At 60.1% G+C, this 20,198-nt stretch carries 16 protein-coding genes; 1 reads left to right on the top strand and 15 read right to left on the bottom strand.

Annotated features, from left to right (window positions below; genetic code table 11):
* Positions 1 to 419 (bottom strand): hypothetical protein (locus tag BMY31_RS02700; RefSeq protein WP_143802921.1); only part of this gene is annotated, 419 nt, incomplete at its 3' end.
* Between the two features lie 1,159 nt (positions 420 to 1,578).
* Entirely contained in the window at positions 1,579 to 2,655 is a 1,077-nt protein-coding gene (locus BMY31_RS02695) for a hypothetical protein (RefSeq protein WP_091008006.1), read from the bottom strand.
* Between the two features lie 1,115 nt (positions 2,656 to 3,770).
* Between BMY31_RS02695 and BMY31_RS02690 the strand changes: the two genes are divergently transcribed.
* On the top strand, positions 3,771 to 4,571 hold the full coding sequence (locus tag BMY31_RS02690; protein WP_180371335.1) for a helix-turn-helix domain-containing protein: 801 nt from the start codon (positions 3,771 to 3,773) through the stop codon (positions 4,569 to 4,571).
* Between the two features lie 782 nt (positions 4,572 to 5,353).
* On the opposite strand, the gene ffh is transcribed toward BMY31_RS02690, so the two are convergent.
* From ffh to BMY31_RS02625, 13 genes are all read right to left on the bottom strand, one after another.
* A complete protein-coding gene (gene ffh, locus BMY31_RS02685) occupies positions 5,354 to 6,772 on the bottom strand; it encodes a signal recognition particle protein (protein ID WP_078687883.1) in 1,419 nt (472 codons plus the stop codon).
* 23 nt (positions 6,773 to 6,795) lie between these two features.
* A complete protein-coding gene (gene ftsY / locus BMY31_RS02680; RefSeq protein WP_078687882.1) occupies positions 6,796 to 7,692 on the bottom strand; it encodes a signal recognition particle-docking protein FtsY in 897 nt (298 codons plus the stop codon).
* Entirely contained in the window at positions 7,692 to 11,225 is a 3,534-nt protein-coding gene (gene smc / locus BMY31_RS02675; protein WP_091008001.1) for a chromosome segregation protein SMC, read from the bottom strand. Before smc ends, ftsY begins: the two co-directional genes overlap by 1 nt.
* Before the next feature lie 16 nt (positions 11,226 to 11,241).
* A complete protein-coding gene (rnc, locus tag BMY31_RS02670; protein WP_078687880.1) occupies positions 11,242 to 12,006 on the bottom strand; it encodes a ribonuclease III in 765 nt (254 codons plus the stop codon).
* Positions 12,007 to 12,019: 13 nt separating this feature from the next.
* On the bottom strand, positions 12,020 to 12,262 hold the full coding sequence (locus BMY31_RS02665) for a phosphopantetheine-binding protein (protein WP_091007998.1): 243 nt from the start codon (positions 12,260 to 12,262) through the stop codon (positions 12,020 to 12,022).
* A 91-nt stretch (positions 12,263 to 12,353) separates the two neighbouring features.
* Entirely contained in the window at positions 12,354 to 13,349 is a 996-nt protein-coding gene (gene plsX, locus BMY31_RS02660) for a phosphate acyltransferase PlsX (RefSeq protein ID WP_091007994.1), read from the bottom strand.
* Between the two features lie 122 nt (positions 13,350 to 13,471).
* Complete coding sequence (rpmF, locus tag BMY31_RS02655; RefSeq protein ID WP_013251914.1) at positions 13,472 to 13,651, bottom strand: 50S ribosomal protein L32; 180 nt, start codon at positions 13,649 to 13,651, stop codon at positions 13,472 to 13,474.
* Between the two features lie 228 nt (positions 13,652 to 13,879).
* Positions 13,880 to 14,446: a YceD family protein gene (locus tag BMY31_RS02650; RefSeq protein WP_091007991.1), complete on the bottom strand. Its 567-nt coding sequence runs from the start codon at positions 14,444 to 14,446 to the stop codon at positions 13,880 to 13,882.
* Positions 14,447 to 14,451: 5 nt separating this feature from the next.
* Positions 14,452 to 14,949, bottom strand: coding sequence for an ATPase (locus BMY31_RS02645; RefSeq protein ID WP_078687876.1), 498 nt, complete (start codon positions 14,947 to 14,949; stop codon positions 14,452 to 14,454).
* A gap of 204 nt (positions 14,950 to 15,153) precedes the next feature.
* Positions 15,154 to 15,666, bottom strand: coding sequence for a pantetheine-phosphate adenylyltransferase (coaD, locus tag BMY31_RS02640; RefSeq protein ID WP_078687875.1), 513 nt, complete (start codon positions 15,664 to 15,666; stop codon positions 15,154 to 15,156).
* A complete protein-coding gene (rsmD, locus tag BMY31_RS02635) occupies positions 15,656 to 16,330 on the bottom strand; it encodes a 16S rRNA (guanine(966)-N(2))-methyltransferase RsmD (RefSeq protein WP_078687874.1) in 675 nt (224 codons plus the stop codon). Before rsmD ends, coaD begins: the two co-directional genes overlap by 11 nt.
* On the bottom strand, positions 16,327 to 18,492 hold the full coding sequence (gene recG, locus BMY31_RS02630; RefSeq protein WP_091007989.1) for an ATP-dependent DNA helicase RecG: 2,166 nt from the start codon (positions 18,490 to 18,492) through the stop codon (positions 16,327 to 16,329). Before recG ends, rsmD begins: the two co-directional genes overlap by 4 nt.
* Positions 18,493 to 18,507: 15 nt before the next feature.
* A complete protein-coding gene (locus BMY31_RS02625; RefSeq protein ID WP_078687872.1) occupies positions 18,508 to 20,175 on the bottom strand; it encodes a DAK2 domain-containing protein in 1,668 nt (555 codons plus the stop codon).
* Positions 20,176 to 20,198 lie beyond the last annotated feature (23 nt).

The raw sequence follows: 20,198 nt of genomic DNA, 5'->3' as shown, positions 1-20,198 counted from the left end.
ATGAAGCCCGCGGACCTGTTGGACTGGTAGTAGACGCCGACCGGGACGGAGGTCCACTCAACGTAGAGGTCGGTCACCCCGGCGTCGATGAGGTCCTGGATGGGCATGGAGTCGTCGCCGGGCAGGATGACGACCCCCTCGTTGGTGAGGTCATCGTTCGTCCAGCCGCTGGCGGAGAACTGGTTCCTGTAGAACATGGGCAGGGCGCCGTCGGCGGCGGTGACGGTGACGGTGAAGTCGCTGACGCCGTCGCCGCCGATGTACGCCTCGGAGGAGTCGAAGACGGAGTAGCCGTTGTTGAGGAGGTGGAGGGTGATGGCACCATCCGCACGATTGAGGATAGCACCAGAAGAAGTCGCATGGGCAACAGTGCTAGCAATAGAAGCATAGTCACTGGTAGCAGCATTGCTATCAACCACAGAATCAGTTACAGGAGACTGTGAAAGCTGGCCGCTAGCAGAGACGTTGTCGCTGGCACCAGCAGTCACATTGCCATGAGAAGAGCCGGCATTGCTATCAATGTGATTGATGGTGCTAGCATCGCTCGAGGTGCCGGGAGCAGCGACGGTCGAACCCGAAGATTCGACCGTCGTATCGTTGCTATCAGCGCTAGCATTAGCGTAAGAATTGGTAGAAGCATTAGCTATTGCTGGGTCAGAATCGTCAGAATTCTCGCCTTCTTCTCCTTCAGAAGATGAAGCGACCCCCGAATTGTCAGATTCGGGGGTCGCTGTGCTAGCAGTGTCGACTTGAGCGCTAGCTTCTGTTGGACTATTGCTAGCTGGATAGCTAGCTGAGGGCTCCGGAGCCGAATAGCTACCTTGCAGTGCTATTTGAGTAGTTGGGGGTTCAGAAGTATAACCGCTATCTGATTGCTGATAGCTAGCATCATTGCTAGCTATCACCTGCTGCTCGGTCGGAGCCACAGATCCGTCAGCGGACCCAGCCGCCTCATCAGCAAAAGCAGCAAGAGGATTAATAACAAGAAGGGTAAGAACAACAAGCGCAGCAGCGAAAATACGCATAAGGGTGGTGACACCCTGTCCCCTTAAGTCCATTGTGCATGCCTTTGCCTGGGCGTTGAAGCTGTAGCCGTTGATGGCGAGCGACCCGTTCATGGCAATCTGCTGCTTACCCATAACCGTAACTCCCTAATCGGCTCGAACATCGTCGAGCGCTTTACGAATCCGGTTCAAAGGACCAAACCGGAAGCTGTGGTCACGTTGATGGAGCGAATAGGCTGCGTTTCTGTGGCTTTGCCCTCGAGGATCGAAGGCGAATGTTACACATTTACACACATATCGTAATACTAATCATAGTAATGTTATCAAACTAACAGCATTCTTACAGCTGCTTTTTAATTTGCATTCAGCTCGTTTTGAGAGAAAAGTAAGAAATGGCAGGTAGCTTGTGGTAATTGAAATAGTTGCTGCATAAAAAAATCTGCAGGTCATCCACTCACCCCAAAATAACGCCCGTCCACACCTAGCGGAGCATAAGCTACCTACATACTTCAACAACAAAAAAGATCGTCTGACCAAAAGACCAGACGACCAATTTAATGGCTGAAAAAGAATTCTAGGCGACATGAACGCGAAGATAATGAAGTCTCTGGAAGAACCTCATGTTCGCAATCTTTGCTCTCTCCTCGCGGGCACCTAAGGAATGCGCGTCGGTAACTCTTGAGTCGATATACTCGAGAGCCTCTTCATATCCCTCATTGTGGGCCTTCTTGACCATGACGTCCATCTCGTTCTTGACGGCCGCCCTACCCTCTTGTTCGCCAATCGCTCGGGCATCAGCAACCTGTTGCTGAAATGCACCCATAACCTCAGTTAGCATGTTGAGCATTGTAAGCGCACGCTGGGAATTCTCGTCAGACGGAACGTCAGGGTCAAGCGCTATAGCCTTAACGCTCTCGGCTGTAGCCTTGGCTGCCGCCGTTGTGGCATTTGCCGCAGACAGCTGATCTTTAAGAGAAGATATTCGCTCGTCTTTGGAAGAAGAATCCTCCGCGGCCAACCGAAGCTTCCTTTCAAGCTCAGCACGCGCGCTCTCGTTGTCAGCAAGAGCCCTGCGAAGATCAGCAAGCTCCTTTTGTGCTTGTTCAAGCTCGCGCTCGCAATCCCCTGCCTTTTTTGCCTCATCCAACTCACGTTCAAGTTTTGTTACCTTAGCCTCGGCTTCTTGAAGTGCCTTCTCCAGGTCATCAAGTCGACTCAAGGCATCACTCAGGTCACCCTTGGCTTTGTTGAGTTCAGCCAGGGAGGCATCCTTCTCCTCCATTGCGAAGCGTGCGCGAGACTCCGCGTCATCACGTGCGGCCTCAGCATCCTCTGCGCGCCTCAGTGCGTCACGGAGCTCGGAGTCATCAGCTGAGCCAGCCTCGTCAATCAGCTTCTGAAGGCCCCTCTTTTCCTTCTCCAGAGAGTCTTTTGTCGTAAGGGCGTCACGCAGCTTCTCCTCAAGCTCTGAAATCTTCCGGGAAGTGTCTTCGACATCGGCAGAAGAGTTAAGACCTGACGAGTAGAGAGCATCCAGCGCATGCTCAATCGCCACGGCTTTGGTGACGCCATTGTCAGAAGAATACTTATCGATCATGTCGACGTATTGCAGCGGAAGACGAAAGTTCGCCTGTTTCACTTTGTCTGACATGGCAACCACCTTAATAGACACAATCATTGACCTGTAAATCAAATATATCGGCTACAGCTAGAAAATCAAGCTATATTCGGCTACTTATAGCAGGTAGCAGCTGCAGAACACCTTCACACGTCATTGGACGGATGGTATTTCAGCTGTTCGCGGACAGTAACCAATCGAAAGTAGGTGAAATTGTTAGTCTGCTAGCACGATTTATCGCATCCTTACGCTTTGCTAGCAATGTGAAATGCAAGACAAGATGACACTTCGTCCTAGAGAAGCAGAGATCGATTAGGGGGAGAGGAGGAAAAGCCAGACTAGGATAGAAGTCCTGTAGCGGGCCTTGTTGGCTCAGGCATACCATAATCAAATGCAAGCACCCCGTTAAGCTGCGCCATAAATGCGACTGAGAAAAAATGCTATGTATGCGCAAGGTGCAGAAGCCCAAAGAAGAATTTTTAATGCCAAATATCGGCTCTCAGGGACTCGCCGGAAACGATCGCAAAGCAACGATGAGAGAGCTGGCAGATCTCTAGACTCTCTCGTAGCAAATAACATCACCCAAGCAATATCAAAAAAGCACTCTCGCCACCAAGGCAAAAGGCCATGTCGAAAAGGTATATACGGAGAGGGGCATCAGACAACCGGTATGCAGAGATGATGTCGTGCGATAAGCAATTGACCCCATTCGTCATCACCATTGGTCAAATGATAATAGTCGCCAGAAATATCTGGACTCATATGACCTTCCTGACCTGCGATGTTCAATTGAACTAATCATTCATCAATGCGAATAATGATATTGAACCACGGATTCGACCATCACAAATGATTCCAACAACAGAATGACCAAAGGTCAGCATAGACCAACCATTAAACCACCCCAGGAGAGGATGGGCGTTACGTTTAAACAAAAATCTGTTATAACAAAAATTGAGAAATAGCGATCTATATTTGTAAGCCAAAACCAAAACCTACAGTCGAATCGACAATCCGTCAGTCATGGAAGGCCAGGGAGTCAGACCAGGACGATTGAATGATGAGCCATCAGTGGCTCAATTAGCTGTGAAAATACAACCAGGAGCTACGGCACCATGTCCTTCTCAGCTAGTGGATGGGAGACCCAAATGAACGAGAGAACGTCTGACAAAATGTCTGCAACACAGTCAAAGGAGACTACGCCACATTTGGGATTATCACAAGACGCGGTTTTCACCAAACAGCACACAGGTCAATCAGACAGCAGGGAGGGCGCGCCAACGCGCACCGAAGAAGCGGTTGATACTACGACAAAAGACGATAGTCGGGAGCAGGCACAGACTGACATGAGGATAGGCGATGATACGAACGCCTCCGTCGAGAAAACCAGTGAGAAGGAATGTAATTGTGATATAGCCGAAATTTCCGTTAGAGCAGAAATAGCTAATGAAACAGAAAATTCGATTGACACGACGGAAGAGAACGAGGGCAATCGTACCAGTAAGACAAAGCCCGAGAAGAATGATCTCATTAGCGCAAGCATTGAGAAGCTGAAGAGTGAGGTCGAGACCCTAGAAAGCGATAAGGCCCGACAGAACCTCGGAGACAAGGAATGGGAGAATCTCATTCGGCAAACCGAAAACGTGATAAAGACGGCCCGAATAGCGATAGAGAATGCAAAACTTTCAAAGCGGCAGAGTCATAAGGTGATTGCAAGTAGGGCACTGCTGCTGGAATGGGAGCACAAGATAGCAATATCGGACTCAATCAGGGCTCGAATGAAAGAGCTGGGCATGAATCAAAACGAGTTGTCGTTCGCCACGGGGATTGGAATCGGCCAGATATCGCTCATCATTAATGGAAAGCAGAACATGACGCTAAGGACAATGGCTAGAATCGAAGCAGCGCTCGATTTTAGGCTCGATTCGGGTTTCAAATACCACGTATAAATACCCATTTTCAAAATTCTAGGGCTAAATACAGGCTCTCAGGGCTTCAAATACTTTACAATGGATTTCCGCAGGTAGACAGGCATAAATATTAGATCGACAAAGATAATTGCCAGCATAACGAACCGCCAAGCGCGAGGTAGAAATATAAAACCGCAGGTAAATGACCAGTAAGCGCATTATTAGAGAATGCAATGAATTAACGCCACAATCAGTCTGCGTCTCCGGTCCCGTTCCTGGAGACGCAGACTGATTGTACTTGAGGGTTTTATCGAAAAAGCAAGCCACAAACTAGAACATGGTGCAACAAAAGACTATGAGCTCACAGCGAGCAAGCAATACAAAGGTACCGAGAGCGAGAAAACGGAAAGAGGATGTACAGAGTGTCCCATCTCCTACCTCAGAAGTTGTGACGATAACATCTACTTTACATAATTTTGTAGATACAACTATTACTTTGTTGAACTTTACATAATTTATAGTCTGGCCTACAAATCACTATCTAAACACAGTTCAATTCCCATTTACGTTATAACGTAAAGCATGAGTCGGAGAATATGGCTGGCATAGTTACGTTATAACGAAAAGATAGAAATCGACAGGATACCCCCCTGCGAAGTGAACAACGACTGGTCAGTCTCCCCTATCACCGCAGGTCTTTCGCAGATGATAAGAAGGAGAAGACCATTGGGTTAAGTCGGGCTTCTCCTTCGGTTATATAAAAATGAACTTGGGTAGAAAGTTTAAAACAGCAGTTAGATGCCAGTTTTTGACGAGAAGTGCTAAAACTTCATGCCCTTGCCGAAGCTGTTGGAAATCTGGTTCAAATCCAATCCGTTCGCTCCCCCGAAGCCTCGCATCATGTTCTTCATCTGGCGACGAGCCTTCTTGGAGCTTGCGCCCTCATTGGCCATCTGCCTCATCTTGCCCATCATCTTGTTCATCTCGCCCCACTGCTTGAGCAGCTGGTTAACTTCCTGGACAGAGCGACCGGAGCCCCTGGCGATGCGCTTGCGACGCTGGCCATTAATCTTCTTCGGCTTGAGGCGTTCCTCCTTCGTCATCGAATAGATCATCGACTCGATACGCGTAATCTGGGAGTCATCCATGTTGCCACCGGCTTGGGCAAGCATGCGATCACCACCGGGAAGCATGCCAATCATCTTTTTGAGGCCGCCCATCTTCCTGACCTGCTGCATCTGCTCAAGCATGTCATCCATAGTGAATCCCTCGCGCAGCATACGCTCGGCACTCTCGATGTTCTGCTGGTCAGCTGCCTGTTGGGCCTGCTCGATGATACCGTACACGTCACCCATGCCAAGGATGCGCTTGGCCATGCGGTCGGGATGAAACACCTCAAGCGAATCGGGTTTCTCGCCCATGGAGACGTACTTGATGGGCTTGCCGGTGACCTCGCGAACAGAAAGCGCGCCACCGCCACGGGCGTCGCCGTCAAGCTTGGACATGATGACGCCGTCGAAGTCGACGCGGTTCGCGAACTCAGTGACGACGTTGACGATGTCCTGACCGGTCATCGCATCGACGACCATCAGAATCTGATCGGGCTTGACGACATTCTTGATGTCGACAGCCTCCTGCATCATCTCCTCGTCAACTTGGAGACGACCGGCGGTATCAACGATGACGATGTCACACAGTCGGTCGACGGCATCCTGGATGCCGCCCTTGGCCACGGCGACCGCATCCTTTCCGTCACCACGAAACACGGGCACGCCGATCTCACCACCCAGCGTCTCGAGCTGATCGGCAGCGGCGGGACGATGAACGTCACATGCGGCAAGCAGCGGACTGTGACCCTGCTTCTTCAACAGGTAAGCAAGCTTGGATGCGGCGGTTGTCTTACCGGAACCCTGCAGACCGACGAGCATGACAACGTTAGGGGTTCGGTTCTGCGCGAGCGTCAGACGTGACTCGGTGGTGCCAAGCAGCTTGGTCAGCTGATCGAGCACGATGCGCACGACGTTCTGAGCAGGAGTGAGCGAGTCCAGGACCTCGGCGGTCATGCACTTCTCCTTGCACTCCGCCACGAAGCCCTTAACCACGCGATAGTTTACGTCGGCCTCAAGCAGCGCCATGCGAATCTCGCGCATGGCCGCATTGATGTCATCCTCGGTCAAGCGACCCTTGCCGCGCAGCTTGTCAAAGGTCGAATTGAGGCGGTCGGAAAGACTGTTGAACATTGAAAACTCCTATCCCCCGTCGACTATTCCTCGCCGACGAGCGCGCGCGAGAAGGACGTGGCATCAAAGGTTTGAAGGTCGTCGAGCCCCTCGCCCACACCGATGCGATAGATGGGCAGGTTGAGGTCGTGCGAGATTGCGACGGCAATGCCGCCCTTGGCGGTGCCGTCAAGCTTGGTCACGATGATGCCGTCGAGTTCAAGGGCATCGTTGAACTCCTTGGCCTGGTTCAACCCGTTCTGTCCGGTAGTGGCGTCGATGACCAGAACAACCGAGACGGGCATGTTCGCGCGCTTTCGGGTCACCTTGACGACCTTCGCGAGCTCGCGCATGAGCTCGGGACTAGTATGAAGGCGCCCTGCGGTATCGATCAGGACAAGGTCGGCCGAGTCCTTCTCGGCCTGCTGGATAACTTCATAGCAGACGCTCGCAGGATCGACGCCGCGCTCGCGCGTGATGACCTGCGTGTCCGAGCGCTCGCCCCAGACCTCGAGCTGCTCGATGGCGGCGGCGCGGAACGTGTCTGCGGCGCCCAGGATGCACACCTTGCCCGCATCCTTTGCCTTGCCGGCAAGCTTTCCGCAGGTAGTCGTCTTGCCCGCACCATTGATACCCACAAACAGGACGCAGGAGGGCGTATCGTCGAACGGGTCGCGCTCGGCAGTTGCGAATTCTCGGGAAAGGCGCGCCACCAGGGCCTCCCGCAGCTTCGGTGCCGTAGTGAGCCCGTCGCGCGCAGCCTGCTCGCGCAGGTCGTCGGTCACCTGCATGGCAACCTCGGCGCCCATGTCACCCATGACCAGACGGTCTTCGAGGTCCTCCCAGAAGTCCTCGTCGACCTCGCCGCCCATGTAGAAGACCTCGTTCAGCGCCTGTCGCGAGCGAGAGAGCCCCTCTTTGAGTCGATCGAACATACCCATTATGCTTCAACCACCTTTCCGGTAGCCTTGTCCAGGCGCTGGCTCACGACGTGGCTCACGCCGTCTGCCTGCATGGATACGCCGTACAGCACGTCGGCCTCCTCCATGGTGCGCCTCTGGTGAGAAATGACAATCAGCTGCGTGGTGTCCTTGAGAGCCTCGATGGCGTCAAGCAGCTTGGAGAGGTTCGAGTCGTCAAGCGCGGCCTCGACCTCATCGAACACGTAGAACGGAACCGTGCGCGTGCGGTAGACGGCAAACAGAAGCGCCAGTGCGGTGAGCGACTTCTCGCCACCGCTCATGAGCGTCATCTTGGTGATCTTCTTGCCGCGCGGTTGAGCGATGATCTCGACGCCGGTCTCGTCCAGGTGGTCGGGATCGGTCATCTCGAGGTGTGCCTGCCCTCCGGGGAACAACAAGCCAAAGATCTGAGAGAAGTTCGCGTTCACCGCATCGAAGATGACCAGGAACTGCCTGCGCATCTTGCGCTCGATGGCTGCCGTAATCTTCCGCAGCGACTTGCGCGCGACCTCGAGATCCTCAACCTGCTCCGAAATGTAGTCGGCGCGCTGCTTGAGGGTCAGATACTCGTCCATGGCAACCTCGTTGACGGGACCGATGTTCTCAATCTCGCGCTTGAGGCGCGACACCGTGCGCTCCATGGCAACGCGGTCCTCGGGAGCCGGCAGGTTGAGGGCGTCCTCCAGGACGTAGCCGTCCTGCGTGATGGCCGCGATTGCGTTCTCGACCTGGACCTCGAGCTTTCCGACCTCGACCTTGACGTCGTTGGCGAGGGACTTTGCGCTCTCGAGCTCGGCCGAGGCCTTGTTGACCGCCCCGCGGGCGTCGCCGATGGTCTTCTTAAGCGAGTCGGAGTCCGCCTCGGCGAGCGATGCGCGGTCTCGCAGGCGAGCCGCCCAGGCAAGGGCACGCTCGTGGATGGCGTCGTAGCGCTCGTGCAGCGGCTCCACCCTCAAGCGAAGAACGTCGAGAGCGTGGGATGACGACTCGGTCTGGGCACGACGCCTCTCGAGGTCGGCGACCTGGCGTCTGAGCTCCTCCTCGCGCACCGCAAGGTGGTTGCGGCGCTCGGAAACGGTCGCGAGCTTGAGCTTCGCGTCGGATAGCTTCGCCTCGCAGTTGTTCTCCTCGCGCGAGGCGCTCTGGCGCTCGCCCTGGACCTCCTCGAGCTGGTGGGACAGCTCGGTTGTGCGACGCTCGGCTTCATCGGCGGCCTTCTTGTGACGCTCGACCTCCTCGCGTGCCTTGGCCGCGCGCTCCGCAGCTGCGGCGCGACTCTTGGTGACCTGAGCCTGCTCGGAACTCGCCTGCCTGAGCTGAGCCTCGAGTCGACCAATCTCGCTGGTCGTCGAGGAGAGCTCGCCGTTCAGGCGCGCAACCTCGCCCTTGGCGTGGGCGCTCTTGTCGCGCGCGGCGGCCAGCGCGCACTCGGCGGCGGCGATGGCCGAGGTCGCGGACTCGAGCGCATCCTCAAGCTCCTTCATGCCACCCTGGAGTGCACGGATGCGACGCTTACGCTCAAGGGCTCCCTGCTCGGCGGTCGACGCCATGCCCACGGTGGTGCGCCCGTCCGGCAGAACGGTCACGCCGCTGGCCGTCACATAGGTGAAGCCGGGCACCTTCTCGTGCGCGAGGATCGCCTCGCGCACGTCGTCGACGATGCGGACATCGCCGAGAAGGGCCTTGACCAACGATTCGGCACCCGCCTTGACCTTAAGCTCCCCCTCAAGCGAGCGACCGGGGGCATCCCCCGCCGCAGGCACAGAGCTCGTGGAGAGCGAGACGATGGTAGCCTTGCCTTTTACGTTATAACCCAAAGCGCGTTCTGCAAGAAGAATGGCCCCGTCGACGTCCTTGGCAACGAGGGCGCTCAGGTCCTCCCCCAGCAGGGACTCGACGATGCCTTCGAGTTCGGCAGGAGCCTCGACCAGGTCAGCCACGCGGCAGCTGATACCGTCAGCGACATCGCTCGCAAGTCGCGCGACAAGCGCGGAAGCATTCTCGGTCTGGGCGTCGACGGACTCGAGGGCAGAGAGGGTTGCACGGGCACCCGAGAGCTTGCCGCGGGCGTCGCCCTCCTGGGAGCGGGCGGCGCGCACGGCGTCCTTGCACGAGCGAATCGTCTCGGCCGACTCTTCGTCGACCTTGCGCGCGGCCTCGAGCTCCTCCTCGACCTTCTGCTTCTGGGACCTGCGCTCGTCTATCGCCTCCTGGGCGGTCGCCATGGTGTCGGCGATCTGCTTCAGGCGACTCTCGAACATCTGGTCCTCGACCTCTGCGTTCGAGATCTGGTCGCGCAACTTCGCGAAGGAGAGCGTCTCGGCGTCGGCGGTGCGCTGGCTCGCGCGCATGTCAGCAGTCAACTGGGCGACCTTGGAGCCCAGCCTGCGCCGGCGCTCAGAGGCCTCCTTTGCCGCAGGACCAAGCTCGTTGACCTTCTGCTGCAGGTCGCTGGCCTCGACCTTGACCGCCTGGTACTCAGCGTCGACCTTCTCGTGCTCGGCCGCAGCCTCCTTGGCCTGGCGCTCCATGGCGGAGAGGTTCATGCGCATCTCGGAAAGGCGAGAAACCATGTTCTTGCCCTTCTCCTCCAGAAGGCGCATGTCAGAGTCCATGCGACCAAGAAGGTCCTGCATGCGACGACGTTGCTCCCCAAGGTCTCCCACGAAGATTCCCTTTTGCTCCAGAAGGGACTGGTACTTTTCGAGGTCCTTGTTCTTTTCGTCCAGACGGTACTGGGCGAGCTCGATGGCGGCATCAGCCTCGCGGCCACGCTCGCTCAGCGAGCGATAGCGCAGCTGCAACTGGCGAAGGTCGTCGACGGCCAGCGTGGTGGTGAGCTCGGAAAGCTGGTTGGTGAGCTCGCGATGCTGACGGGCCTTGTCGACCTGGCGCTCGAGCGGCTTGAGCTGGCGGTTGATCTCCTTCTGGATGTCCTTGGCGCGCGTGAGGTTGTCTTGCATCGCCTTGAGCTTGCGCTCGGAGCGCTCCTTGCGGCGACGGTGCTTCGAGATGCCAGCTGCCTCCTCGACCAGCTCGCGGCGCTCCTCGGGGCGGCTCGCCAGGATGGAGTCGAGCTTGCCCTGGCTGATGATCGAGTGCGTGTCTTTGCCCAGGCCGGAGTCGTGAAGGATGTCGGTGATGTCCCTCAGGCGCGCGGGAGAGCCGTTGATAAGGTACTCCGACTCGCCCGAGCGATACATGCGCCTGGTCACGGCGACCTCGGAGAAGTCAATGGGAATGGTCCGGTCGCTGTTGTCCAGCACTAGCGTGACCTCGGCGAGGCCCACAGCTTGACGGCCAGATGAGCCCGAGAAGATCACGTCCTCCATCGCCTGGCCGCGCAGCATCTTGGCGCTCTGTTCGCCCAGGACCCACAGGATGGAGTCGGAGATGTTGGACTTGCCGCTGCCATTGGGCCCGACCACGACCGTCAGGCCGGGGTCGAACACCATCTGGGTTTTGTCGGCGAACGACTTGAAACCCTTGAGCGTGAGCGACTTCAGATACACGTGGACCTATACCTTTCTACGACGCGTCTTCCACGTCGGCGTTCTTGAAAACGCTCTTGGCCTGCTTGGGCATGCCACCGTCAGCCTGGTCGAGGTAGCCCAGGCGCTCGAGCGCGTCGAGGGCGGCGGCAGACTCGGACTCCTTCTTGCTGGAGCCCTTGCCGCGACCGACGCGGCGTCCGTCAATGAGGACGACCGAGACGAACGTGGGCTTGTGGGCAGGACCCTCTTCGCCGACCAGCTTATAGACGGGCGCGCAGCGGAAGTCGCGCTGGGTGACCTCCTGAATGCGCGACTTGGGCGAGAGCGGACGCTCGGCCAGCTTGGGAGACATGTACGGCGTGAGCGTCTTACGCACGAACTCGTGCGTGACCTCGAAGCCGGCGTCTAGGTAGAGCGCGCCGACCACGGACTCGTAGACGTTCTCGAGTGCGGAGTGCATGCCGCGGGCACCCGTGCCCTTCTCGGACTCGCCGAACACGATCAGCTCGCCAATGCCCAGCTTGCCAGCAACCTCGGAAAGCGTCTTGCCGCTGACCAGGCTGATCTTCATGCGCGTCAGCTTGCCCTCGTCCATCGAGGGGAACTGCTCGAACAGGTCGGTCGCGACCATGGCGCCCAAGATGGAGTCGCCCAGGAACTCCAGGCGCTCGTAGGACGCGGAGACGGGCTTGCCCTCAACGGCAGAGGGGTGCGTGATGGCGCTGGTGATGAGGTCCTTGTTCTTGAACTCGTAGGAGACGATCTCCTCGATCCGCTTGATTCTTTGGAAGAGCTTCAACGAGCGTCGCCCCTTAGAGCTGGGAGGAGACGATGTCGACGGTCTGGCCGACAGTCTCGACGGAAGACATGTCCTCGGCGGCGTCCTCCAGGGTGATATCGAAGGCCTCCTCGAGGGCGACCATGATCTCGAGCTGGTCGAACGAGTCGGCGCCCAGATCCTTGAGGGTGCTCGCCTCGCTGATCTCAAGGCTGTCGTCACCCATGGTCTCCTTGATGGCCTCGGCGACCTTGGCAAAAATCTCGCTACGCTCCATGCATCGTTCCTTTTCCAAACAAACGCGCGGAGGTTCGACCCTCCGCGCAAGAGTAACAGTCTCTGTAATTGTACCCTGTTGGTCGCGGCTGCTACGCGCCAGCAACGTCGAGCGCGATTTTGTTCACAAGCTCACCCCTAACGGCAGAGGCACACACCAGCGTGGCGTTCTTGACGGCCTCAGCAGAGGTGGCACCATGGCCGATAATCACCGGCGACTTGACGCCCAGAAGCATCGCGCCACCGTAGGCATCACCCGAGAGTCCCGCCGCAATCTCCTTGAGGGAGCTCTTGAGCAGCAGTGAGCCCAACGCCGCCTTGGGCGAGGCGTTAACGGCCTTCTTCAGCTCGCCCATAATGAACTTCGCGGTTCCCTCGAGGGTCTTGACGGCCACGTTGCCCGTGAACCCGTCGGTCACGATGACGTCGAAGTTGCCCGCAAGGATGTCGGTGCCCTCGGCATTGCCAACGAACCAACCCTCGGAGGCCGCAGCCTCGGCTAGGACGCCATGCAGCTCGACGACGGCCTCGGAGCCCTTGGTCTCCTCGGAGCCGTTGGAGAGAAGCGCGACCTTGGGGTCGTCGACTCCCAGCGTAACGCGCGAGTATGCGCGGCCCATACGCGCGAACTGGACGATCATCTCGGGACGGACGTCGGCATTGGCACCCATGTCACAGAAGACGGTGCGGCGGCCGCTGGTGCCGGGAACGGAGCTGGCAATGCAGGGGCGTTTGATGCCGCGGATGCGACCGATGCCCAGCGTGGCGGCAGCGAAGATAGCTCCAGTTGAGCCGGCCGAGAAGAAGCCGTCGGCCTCACCGGCGCGCACGGCGGCGCAACCCCTCACGATGGAGGAGTCCTTCTTGCTGCGTACAGCATCGACGGGGTGCTCCTCCATACCGATGACCTCGGTGGTCAACAGCGCACGCGCGCGCTCGTGCTGCGCGCAGAAAGGCTCGACCACCTCGGAGTTGCCGGCGACGAGCACCTCGAGCTCGACGTCGGCGGCCAGGGCCTGGGCGATACCCTCGAGCACGACCTCGGAGGGCCTGTCCCCTCCCATGGCGTCAACGCAAATGGTTGTCATTTCTTCTCCCCTTGCTCAGTTTCCCCGTCTGGGCTGCACGAAGGCACGCAATGCCCCAGCGCAACAAAAAAGAGACCGACCCCCAGAGGGACCGGCCTCCTAGGCCACTTGATGCGAGATGACTACTCGGTGACAACGACCTCGCGGTCCTTGTAGTAGCCACAGTTGGGGCACACGTGATGCGGAAGCTTAGGAGCACCGCACTGGGGGCAAACGGAGCGTGCCGAAGCGGCGAGCTTGCTGTTGGCCGAGCGACGAGTGTGCGTAGCGCCGCGACCCTTTTTCTGCTTAGGAACTGCCATCTTGAACCTCTCTTAGACTCACTTATTGCCAGGCTACAGGCCTGAGCGGTCTTTCCATAAACACACAAGAAGAGACTATACCACGCAAGGGGACGCACTGGCACGAAATGGTGCCTCTTCACGCCAAGTTCTTTTTTTGAACCTCACGTAAGCTCCGCAAACGCAACTGCAGAGAAGTGCCTGCAACCTGATCCCAAGGCACCCCGTCCGGCCAAGCACCCGATCGGGCTAGTCGCCCAGCTCGAGATTCTTAAGCACGGCAAACGGGCTCGCATCGAGCCTGTCCTGCTCGCACCTGGCCTCGATCTGCGCGGCGTGACCGCAGTCCTCCTTGTTCAGGTTGGCGCCACAGACCGGGCAGAGGCCCGCGCAGTCCTCCCGACAGAGCACCACGTAGGGCGTCTCCATCAAGAGTGCCGAAGCGAGCGCCTCGGTCAGGTCGATCGTGTGGTCGTCCCCAACCAAAGCGTAGTCGACCTCGTCCTCGTCGTCGCCAAGCTCAATCGGCTGGTCAGGCTCCTTGAACAGGAAGTACTCATCCACCTCGCCACTGATGTCGAACTCAGCGGGATCGAGGCAGCGGTCGCAGGTGCCCACCACGTGGCCCGAAATCATGCCCGTTGCCAAGATGCCCTCGCCCGCATTCGTGAGGACCAGATCGTAGTCGAGCCCCTCGGGCAGGTCAAAGTGGTGACCACCGAGGTCGTAGCCTTTCTCGTCCAGATGGCCAGCTAGGGGCAGCGTGTCGCCGGCGTTCGCCAGACGCTCGTCCAGTATCGCAATTACGCTCTGCATGGCCGCTACCAGGGGACGTTGTTGGTCTGGTTGCGAGGACCGGAGTTCTCGTCCAGCGTCTGGCGCACGCGCGAGACCGAGTTGGTCAGGCTCTTGAGGTTGTCCTCGAGGTGAGCGAGCACCGTGTCAGCATACTCCTCGGCGTTGTAGCGGGTGTCGCGCTCGTACTGGGCGGCCTTGTCGCGAATGTCATCGGCCTGCTGCTGGGCAAGGCGCACGACCTCCTGGTCGCCGGCCAGGATCATGGCCTGCTGCTGGGCGTCCGCGATGATGGCGTCAGCCTGCATCTGGGCACGCTCGAGCGTCTCGTTCTCCTCCTTCACGATGCGACGGGCATCCGCGAACTCCTGCGGAAAGACGCGACGAATCTCGTCGAGAATCTCGTAGATCTCCTGTGCGTCGACGATCTTCTTCTGGGCACCACCCGTGAACGGGGTCTTGCCCTCGCTCACGATCTGCTCGAGTTCGCCGACCAGGCTCTCGATTTCCTCACCCGGCTGCATACGGGGCTCCTTTCATGTAAAGCTTGCGGGCCTTGCCGCGACTATGCTTTGTTTTCAGACCGCATTGCCAGCGTACGCACGGTATTAAGCCAGCATCTAGCTAATACTATCAGTTTATCTAGATAAAACCATACGCTGCGCACAACGCCTACGACGCATGCGCCAACGGTAACAATCCGGTGACTGGCCGCAGCCTTTTCCACGTCAAGCCGAGAAGTGCCTGGCAAGCTCGGCCGCAACGTTCTTGGGGACCAGAAAGGAGACGTCGGAGCCCAGGGATGCAAGCTCGCGTACGATCGAGGACGAGACGTAGCCGTACTTGGGGTTCGACATGACGAAGATCGACTCCATCTGCGGCGCGAGCTGGCTGTTGAGGTCGGCCTGCTGGAGCTCGTACTCGAAGTCCGTCATGGCACGCAGGCCCTTGACCACACCACCAGCCCCCACCTCTTGGCAGAAGGCTACCAGAAGGCCGCTGAACGGGCGTACGTCCACGCGCTCGGAGATGCCCTCGAGCTCGAGCGCCTCGAGCAGCATGCGCACGCGCTCGTCGAGCGAGAAGGTCGGCCCCACGCCGTTCTTTCCCACCGAGGCCGCTACGCCCACGGTCACGCGCGGGAACAGCCTGCGCGCCCTGCGAATGACATCCAGGTGTCCGAAGGTCACCGGGTCAAAGGTTCCCGGAACCACCACGTGCTCGATAACGCTATCGGCCATTCTCGGCCTCCCCTTCCACTTGGCCAGCGACAACGTCCTTGCCGTCAACGGCGGCGTCCTCGGCAGCGAACGCATCGGCCTCGGCCAAGGCGGCATTGCGCCTCAGGAGCTCGACGGTGGTGATGCCGTGGCTCTTCTCCTTGATCTGGGTGAAGTCGGCGACGTCCAGCCCCGGCGCGTGAGAGTCGTGCTCGTAGAGGACGAGCGCGCCCTCCCGGAGCATGCCGCGCTCAGCCAGGCTCGCGACGAGCGAGCTCACGCGTTCGGCATCAACGGCATAGGGCGGGTCGAGCACCACAAGCCGGAAGGGTGCGCCGGCAAGCGAGCCGCGCTCGGCCAGGCCGAACACGTCGCCGGACATGACGTGCGCCTCGGCGACGCTCGCGCCCAAAGACTTCGCGTTCCTGCGCACGCGCGCGACGGCGCCGCGGTCGCGGTCGACGAAGGTCGCCGAGGCCGCCCCGCGCGACAGGAGCTCAAGGCCGATAGCACCTGAGCCGGCGAAGGCGTCGAGGAGCGATACGTCCGAAAGGTCCAGCCCGAAGGCCGAGAGTACCATCGACGCGATGGACTCGCGCGTCCTGTCGGTCGTCGGCCGCGTCACGTCGCGGCCCTCGGGAGCCTCGAGGGGATGGCCCCTCCACTTGCCGCCTACTATCCTCACGTGCGCTCTACCTCCTCGAAATAAGCGCCAAACCTGTCTTGCACCTCGCGTGCCAGCGGACGCAGCTCTGCCGAGGCGAGCTCGGGGTCGCGTCGCGCGAGCTCGAGAGCATCCTCATGTGCGAGCTCGACCAGGTCGGCGTCGCCCACCAGGTCAGATATCTTCAGCTCAGGACCGCCGCCATGCTGCCGGTAGCCAAGCACTTCTCCCTCGTGGCGCAGTCTGAGGTCCAGCTCGGCGAGCTCGAACCCATCCGACGTGCGCTCGAGGGCCGCAAGGCGCTCACGGGCGGGCGAGCCCTTCTTGGCGGCGCAGGACAGGAACACCTGCCCCTCGCAGTCGCCACGACCGACGCGGCCGCGCAGCTGGTGAAGCGTGGCGAGGCCGAAGCGGTCGGCATCATACACTAGCATGACCGTCGCGTTGGGGACGTCGACGCCCACCTCGATCACGGTCGTGCTCACCAGGACGTCGACCTTACCGGAGCGGAACCGCTCCATCACCTCGTCCTTATGGGCAGCGGGCATGCGACCGGTGAGCAGCTCGAGGCGAAGCCCCCTGAGCGCGCCCCTCGACAGCTCGCGCAGGCTTGAGGCGGCGGAGCGCACGTTCTGGGAGCGCGATACCTCGGCCTCGGGCACGTCGTCCAGCTCTTCTCCCTCGTCGGCGTCGTCCGCCAGGGGGCAGACGACGTAGGCCTGCCGCCCGGCGTCGACCGCCTCGCGAATGGCCCCGTAGGCAAGGTCGAGCCGCTCGATCGGGAGGCAGGTGGTCCGCACGCCGGCGCCGGGATGGGGACGATGGCGGATGACGGAGCGCTGGACGTCGCCGTAGAGCGAGAGCGCCAGAGTGCGCGGGATGGGCGTCGCGGTCATTGCAAGAAGGTCGGCGCCGGGCCCCTTGCGCCGCAGCGCCGCGCGCTGGTCGACGCCGAAGCGGTGCTGCTCGTCGATCACGACGACGCTCAGCTTGTCGAAGGCGACGTCGTCCGAGAGGACCGCCGTGGTGCCAAAGACGACGGTCGTCTGGCCCAAAGCCAGGGCCGTGCAGGACGCCTCGCGCTCGGCGGGTGCGGTGGCACCTGTGATGAGCGCCCAGCTGACGCCGGCCTCGTCCAGCAGCGGGCCCAGCTTCTGGGCGTACTGGCGCGCCAGGACGGAGGTCGGGGCCATCATCGCGGCCTGGCTGCCGCTGTCTGCAGCCGCGGCCAGGGCGAAGGCCGCAACGGCCGTCTTGCCCGTGCCGACGTCACCCAGCAGCAGACGGTTCATGACCTGGTCAGACGCCATGTCGCGCAAAATCTCCTCGACCGCGCGTCCCTGCTCGTCGGTGAGCGAGAAGGGCAAGGCCGCGCGAAGGGCGGCGACATGCGGGCCGTTCACAACATGGACCCGCGGCTCGACGCCAGCGAGCTGGATGTTCTGGCGGCAGCGCAGGGCAAGCTGCAGGCAGAGCAGCTCGTCGAAGGCCAAGCGGCGGCGGGCGCGCTCCTTTGCGGCAAGCGACGAGGGGAAGTGCACCTCGCGCAGGGCGCGACCGAGCGACATGAGGCCGCGCTCGCACACGAGCGAGGCAGGCAGAAAGTCGCAGACGTCGCCCGCGTCCTCGAGTGCGGACGACACGATGCGGCGCACCCATGCGACGGAGAGTCCCTCGCACACGTGATAGACGGGCAGGATGCGCGCATAATCAGTGCTCTCGCCCGCCGAGGCGAGCCGCTCGTGGAACGGCGCCTTCATGCGCTTGAAGCCGTACTCGAAGGTAACCTTGCCCGAGACGGCCAGGGTGTCGCCCCGCTTGATCTGCTCGGCGAGCCAAGGCTGGCGGAAGAACGTGACCTCGATCACGCCGGTGTCATCCAGCAGGAAGATCTCGACGATGGCCATGCGCGGCCGCGGGCGCTTAAGGGTCACCTTGTCGACCGTGCCGACCACTGTGACCTCGCTGCCCACGTCGGCGTGGGCGATGTCCACGCGCGACGTATAGTCGAGGTAGCGACTGGGAACGTGGAGAAGGACATCGCGCACCCGGTCGAGGCCGAGCCTGCCCAAAGAAACGCGTCTCGCGCCCGAGGCATAGCGCAGGCGCGAGACGTCATCAGTAAGAGAAACGGTGCGCGAGAGACGCTCGCCCACCTCTGTTACGGTAGGGGTTTCGCCCACGAGCGCGAAGGCCTCCTACTCGATGGAGAAGACAACCGGGTAGAGGGGCTGCTCGCCGCGGTGGGAGTCGATCTCGAGGTCAGGCTGGGCCTCCTCGATGGCATCGACCAGTTTCTGGAAGGCATCGTCGTCCAAGTCAGAGCCGGCGAGGATGGTGAGCGTGTCGCCCTCCTCTTCCTCCTGCATGCGGTTGATCACCTCGAGGGTGACATCCTGGACGCTGGAGCCGACGACCTCGATGGAGCCGCCCATAATGCCCATGACGTCACCAGAGTGGATGGGCGTTCCGTCGGCCGCGGCGGAGTCGCGGACCGCAGAGGTGACCTCGCCGTCGCGAATCTCGCCGATGGCGTCGGTCATCTCCTCGACGTTGGCGTCGAGGTCGCCCTCGGGGTCGGCGACGAACATCGCGGCGAAGGCCTGCAGAACCGTCTTGGTGGGAACGACGGCGCAGTCGCAGCTGTCGCACGCGTTGGCAGCGGCCTCGGCGGCCATGCGGATGTTGCCGTTGTTGGGAAGGACGATAACGGACTCGGCGTTGCACTTCTCGATGGCATCGAGAATGTCGGCGGTCGAGGGGTTCATGGTCTGGCCACCAGAGACGATGACGTCGACGCCCAGAGACTTCAGGATGTCTGCCTGGCCGGAGCCGGCCGCCACGGCGACGAAGCCCAGGGGCTTCTTCTGACCCGCAACCGCCTCGGCCTTGTCCTCGCGGATGGACTCGGTGCGCTCCTCGGCCTCGAGGTCCATGTTGTGGACGTAGACCTTAAAGATCTGGCCGCGGTGCAGCATGTGGCGCAGGACGCGGTCGGGCCTGTTGGTGTGGACATGGATCTTGTAGTCGGGGTTGGAGCCGACCAGGAGCTCGCAGTCTCCCATGGTGGACAGGTACTTGAGGTTGGCCTCCTCGTCGAAGTTGGGATCCTCGGCGTGGAAGAGGAACTCGGTGCAGTAGCGGAACTCGGAGCCCTCCCAGTCGTCGTTAAGCTCGATGTCGACGACGTCGGAGACGTGGGCCTTGGCACCCTCGGAGTCGACGGTCGTCTTGAACTCGGAGACCTCGCCAGCCTTGCCGTTGTAGGCGTTCACGAAGGCCTCGATGAAGGTGGCCAGACCGAAGGCTCCCGAGTCGACGACGCCGTTCTCCTTCAGAACGGGAAGGAGGTCGGGCGTGCGGGCCACGGACTCGTAGGCCTCGACGACGATGGCGTCGAGCGCCTCCTTGGCGGAGACATTGGCCTTCTCGAGCTGGTCCGCCTTGGCCGAGATGTCCTTCAGGACGGTGAGGATAGTGCCCTCGACGGGCTTTCGGACGGCCTTGAAGGCCACCTTGACGCCGTTGCGCAGCGCAAAGGCAATGTCGGCGGCGGTGGCGGAGTCGCCCTTGGCGGCGGTCAGACCCTCGGCGACGCCGCGCAGGATCTGGCTGGTTATGACGCCAGAGTTGCCGCGCGCGCCCATGAGGGAGCCGTGGGTGATGGCCTTGGCGATGTCGTCCATGGAGGCGTTGGCGGGAAGCGCCTGGACCTCCTTGACGACGGTGCCCAGGGTGAGCGACATGTTGGTGCCCGTGTCTCCGTCGGGGACGGGGAAGACGTTGAGCTTGTTGATCTCATCGGCCTTGTCAGCGACGACCTGGGCCGCAACGGGGAAACAGTTTCGAACGACGTTGGCGATCATTTCTGGAGAACCTCGGTTCCTAC

The organism is Parafannyhessea umbonata (assembly GCF_900111255.1).
GTDB lineage: Bacteria > Actinomycetota > Coriobacteriia > Coriobacteriales > Atopobiaceae > Olsenella_J > Olsenella_J umbonata_A.
This window is presented reverse-complemented; position numbering and strand designations above follow the sequence as displayed.

Coding starts and splice junctions, on each gene's coding strand:
- ftsY (WP_078687882.1), bottom strand. CDS start 7,692: ATGGGTATGTTCGATCGACTCAAAGAGGGGCTCTCTCGCTCGCGACAG.
- BMY31_RS02650 (WP_091007991.1), bottom strand. CDS start 14,446: ATGCAGAGCGTAATTGCGATACTGGACGAGCGTCTGGCGAACGCCGGC.
- plsX (WP_091007994.1), bottom strand. CDS start 13,349: ATGACAACCATTTGCGTTGACGCCATGGGAGGGGACAGGCCCTCCGAG.
- BMY31_RS02695 (WP_091008006.1), bottom strand. CDS start 2,655: ATGTCAGACAAAGTGAAACAGGCGAACTTTCGTCTTCCGCTGCAATAC.
- BMY31_RS02645 (WP_078687876.1), bottom strand. CDS start 14,949: ATGCAGCCGGGTGAGGAAATCGAGAGCCTGGTCGGCGAACTCGAGCAG.
- coaD (WP_078687875.1), bottom strand. CDS start 15,666: ATGGCCGATAGCGTTATCGAGCACGTGGTGGTTCCGGGAACCTTTGAC.
- rpmF (WP_013251914.1), bottom strand. CDS start 13,651: ATGGCAGTTCCTAAGCAGAAAAAGGGTCGCGGCGCTACGCACACTCGT.
- BMY31_RS02690 (WP_180371335.1), top strand. CDS start 3,771: ATGAACGAGAGAACGTCTGACAAAATGTCTGCAACACAGTCAAAGGAG.
- BMY31_RS02665 (WP_091007998.1), bottom strand. CDS start 12,262: ATGGAGCGTAGCGAGATTTTTGCCAAGGTCGCCGAGGCCATCAAGGAG.
- ffh (WP_078687883.1), bottom strand. CDS start 6,772: ATGTTCAACAGTCTTTCCGACCGCCTCAATTCGACCTTTGACAAGCTG.
- BMY31_RS02625 (WP_078687872.1), bottom strand. CDS start 20,175: ATGATCGCCAACGTCGTTCGAAACTGTTTCCCCGTTGCGGCCCAGGTC.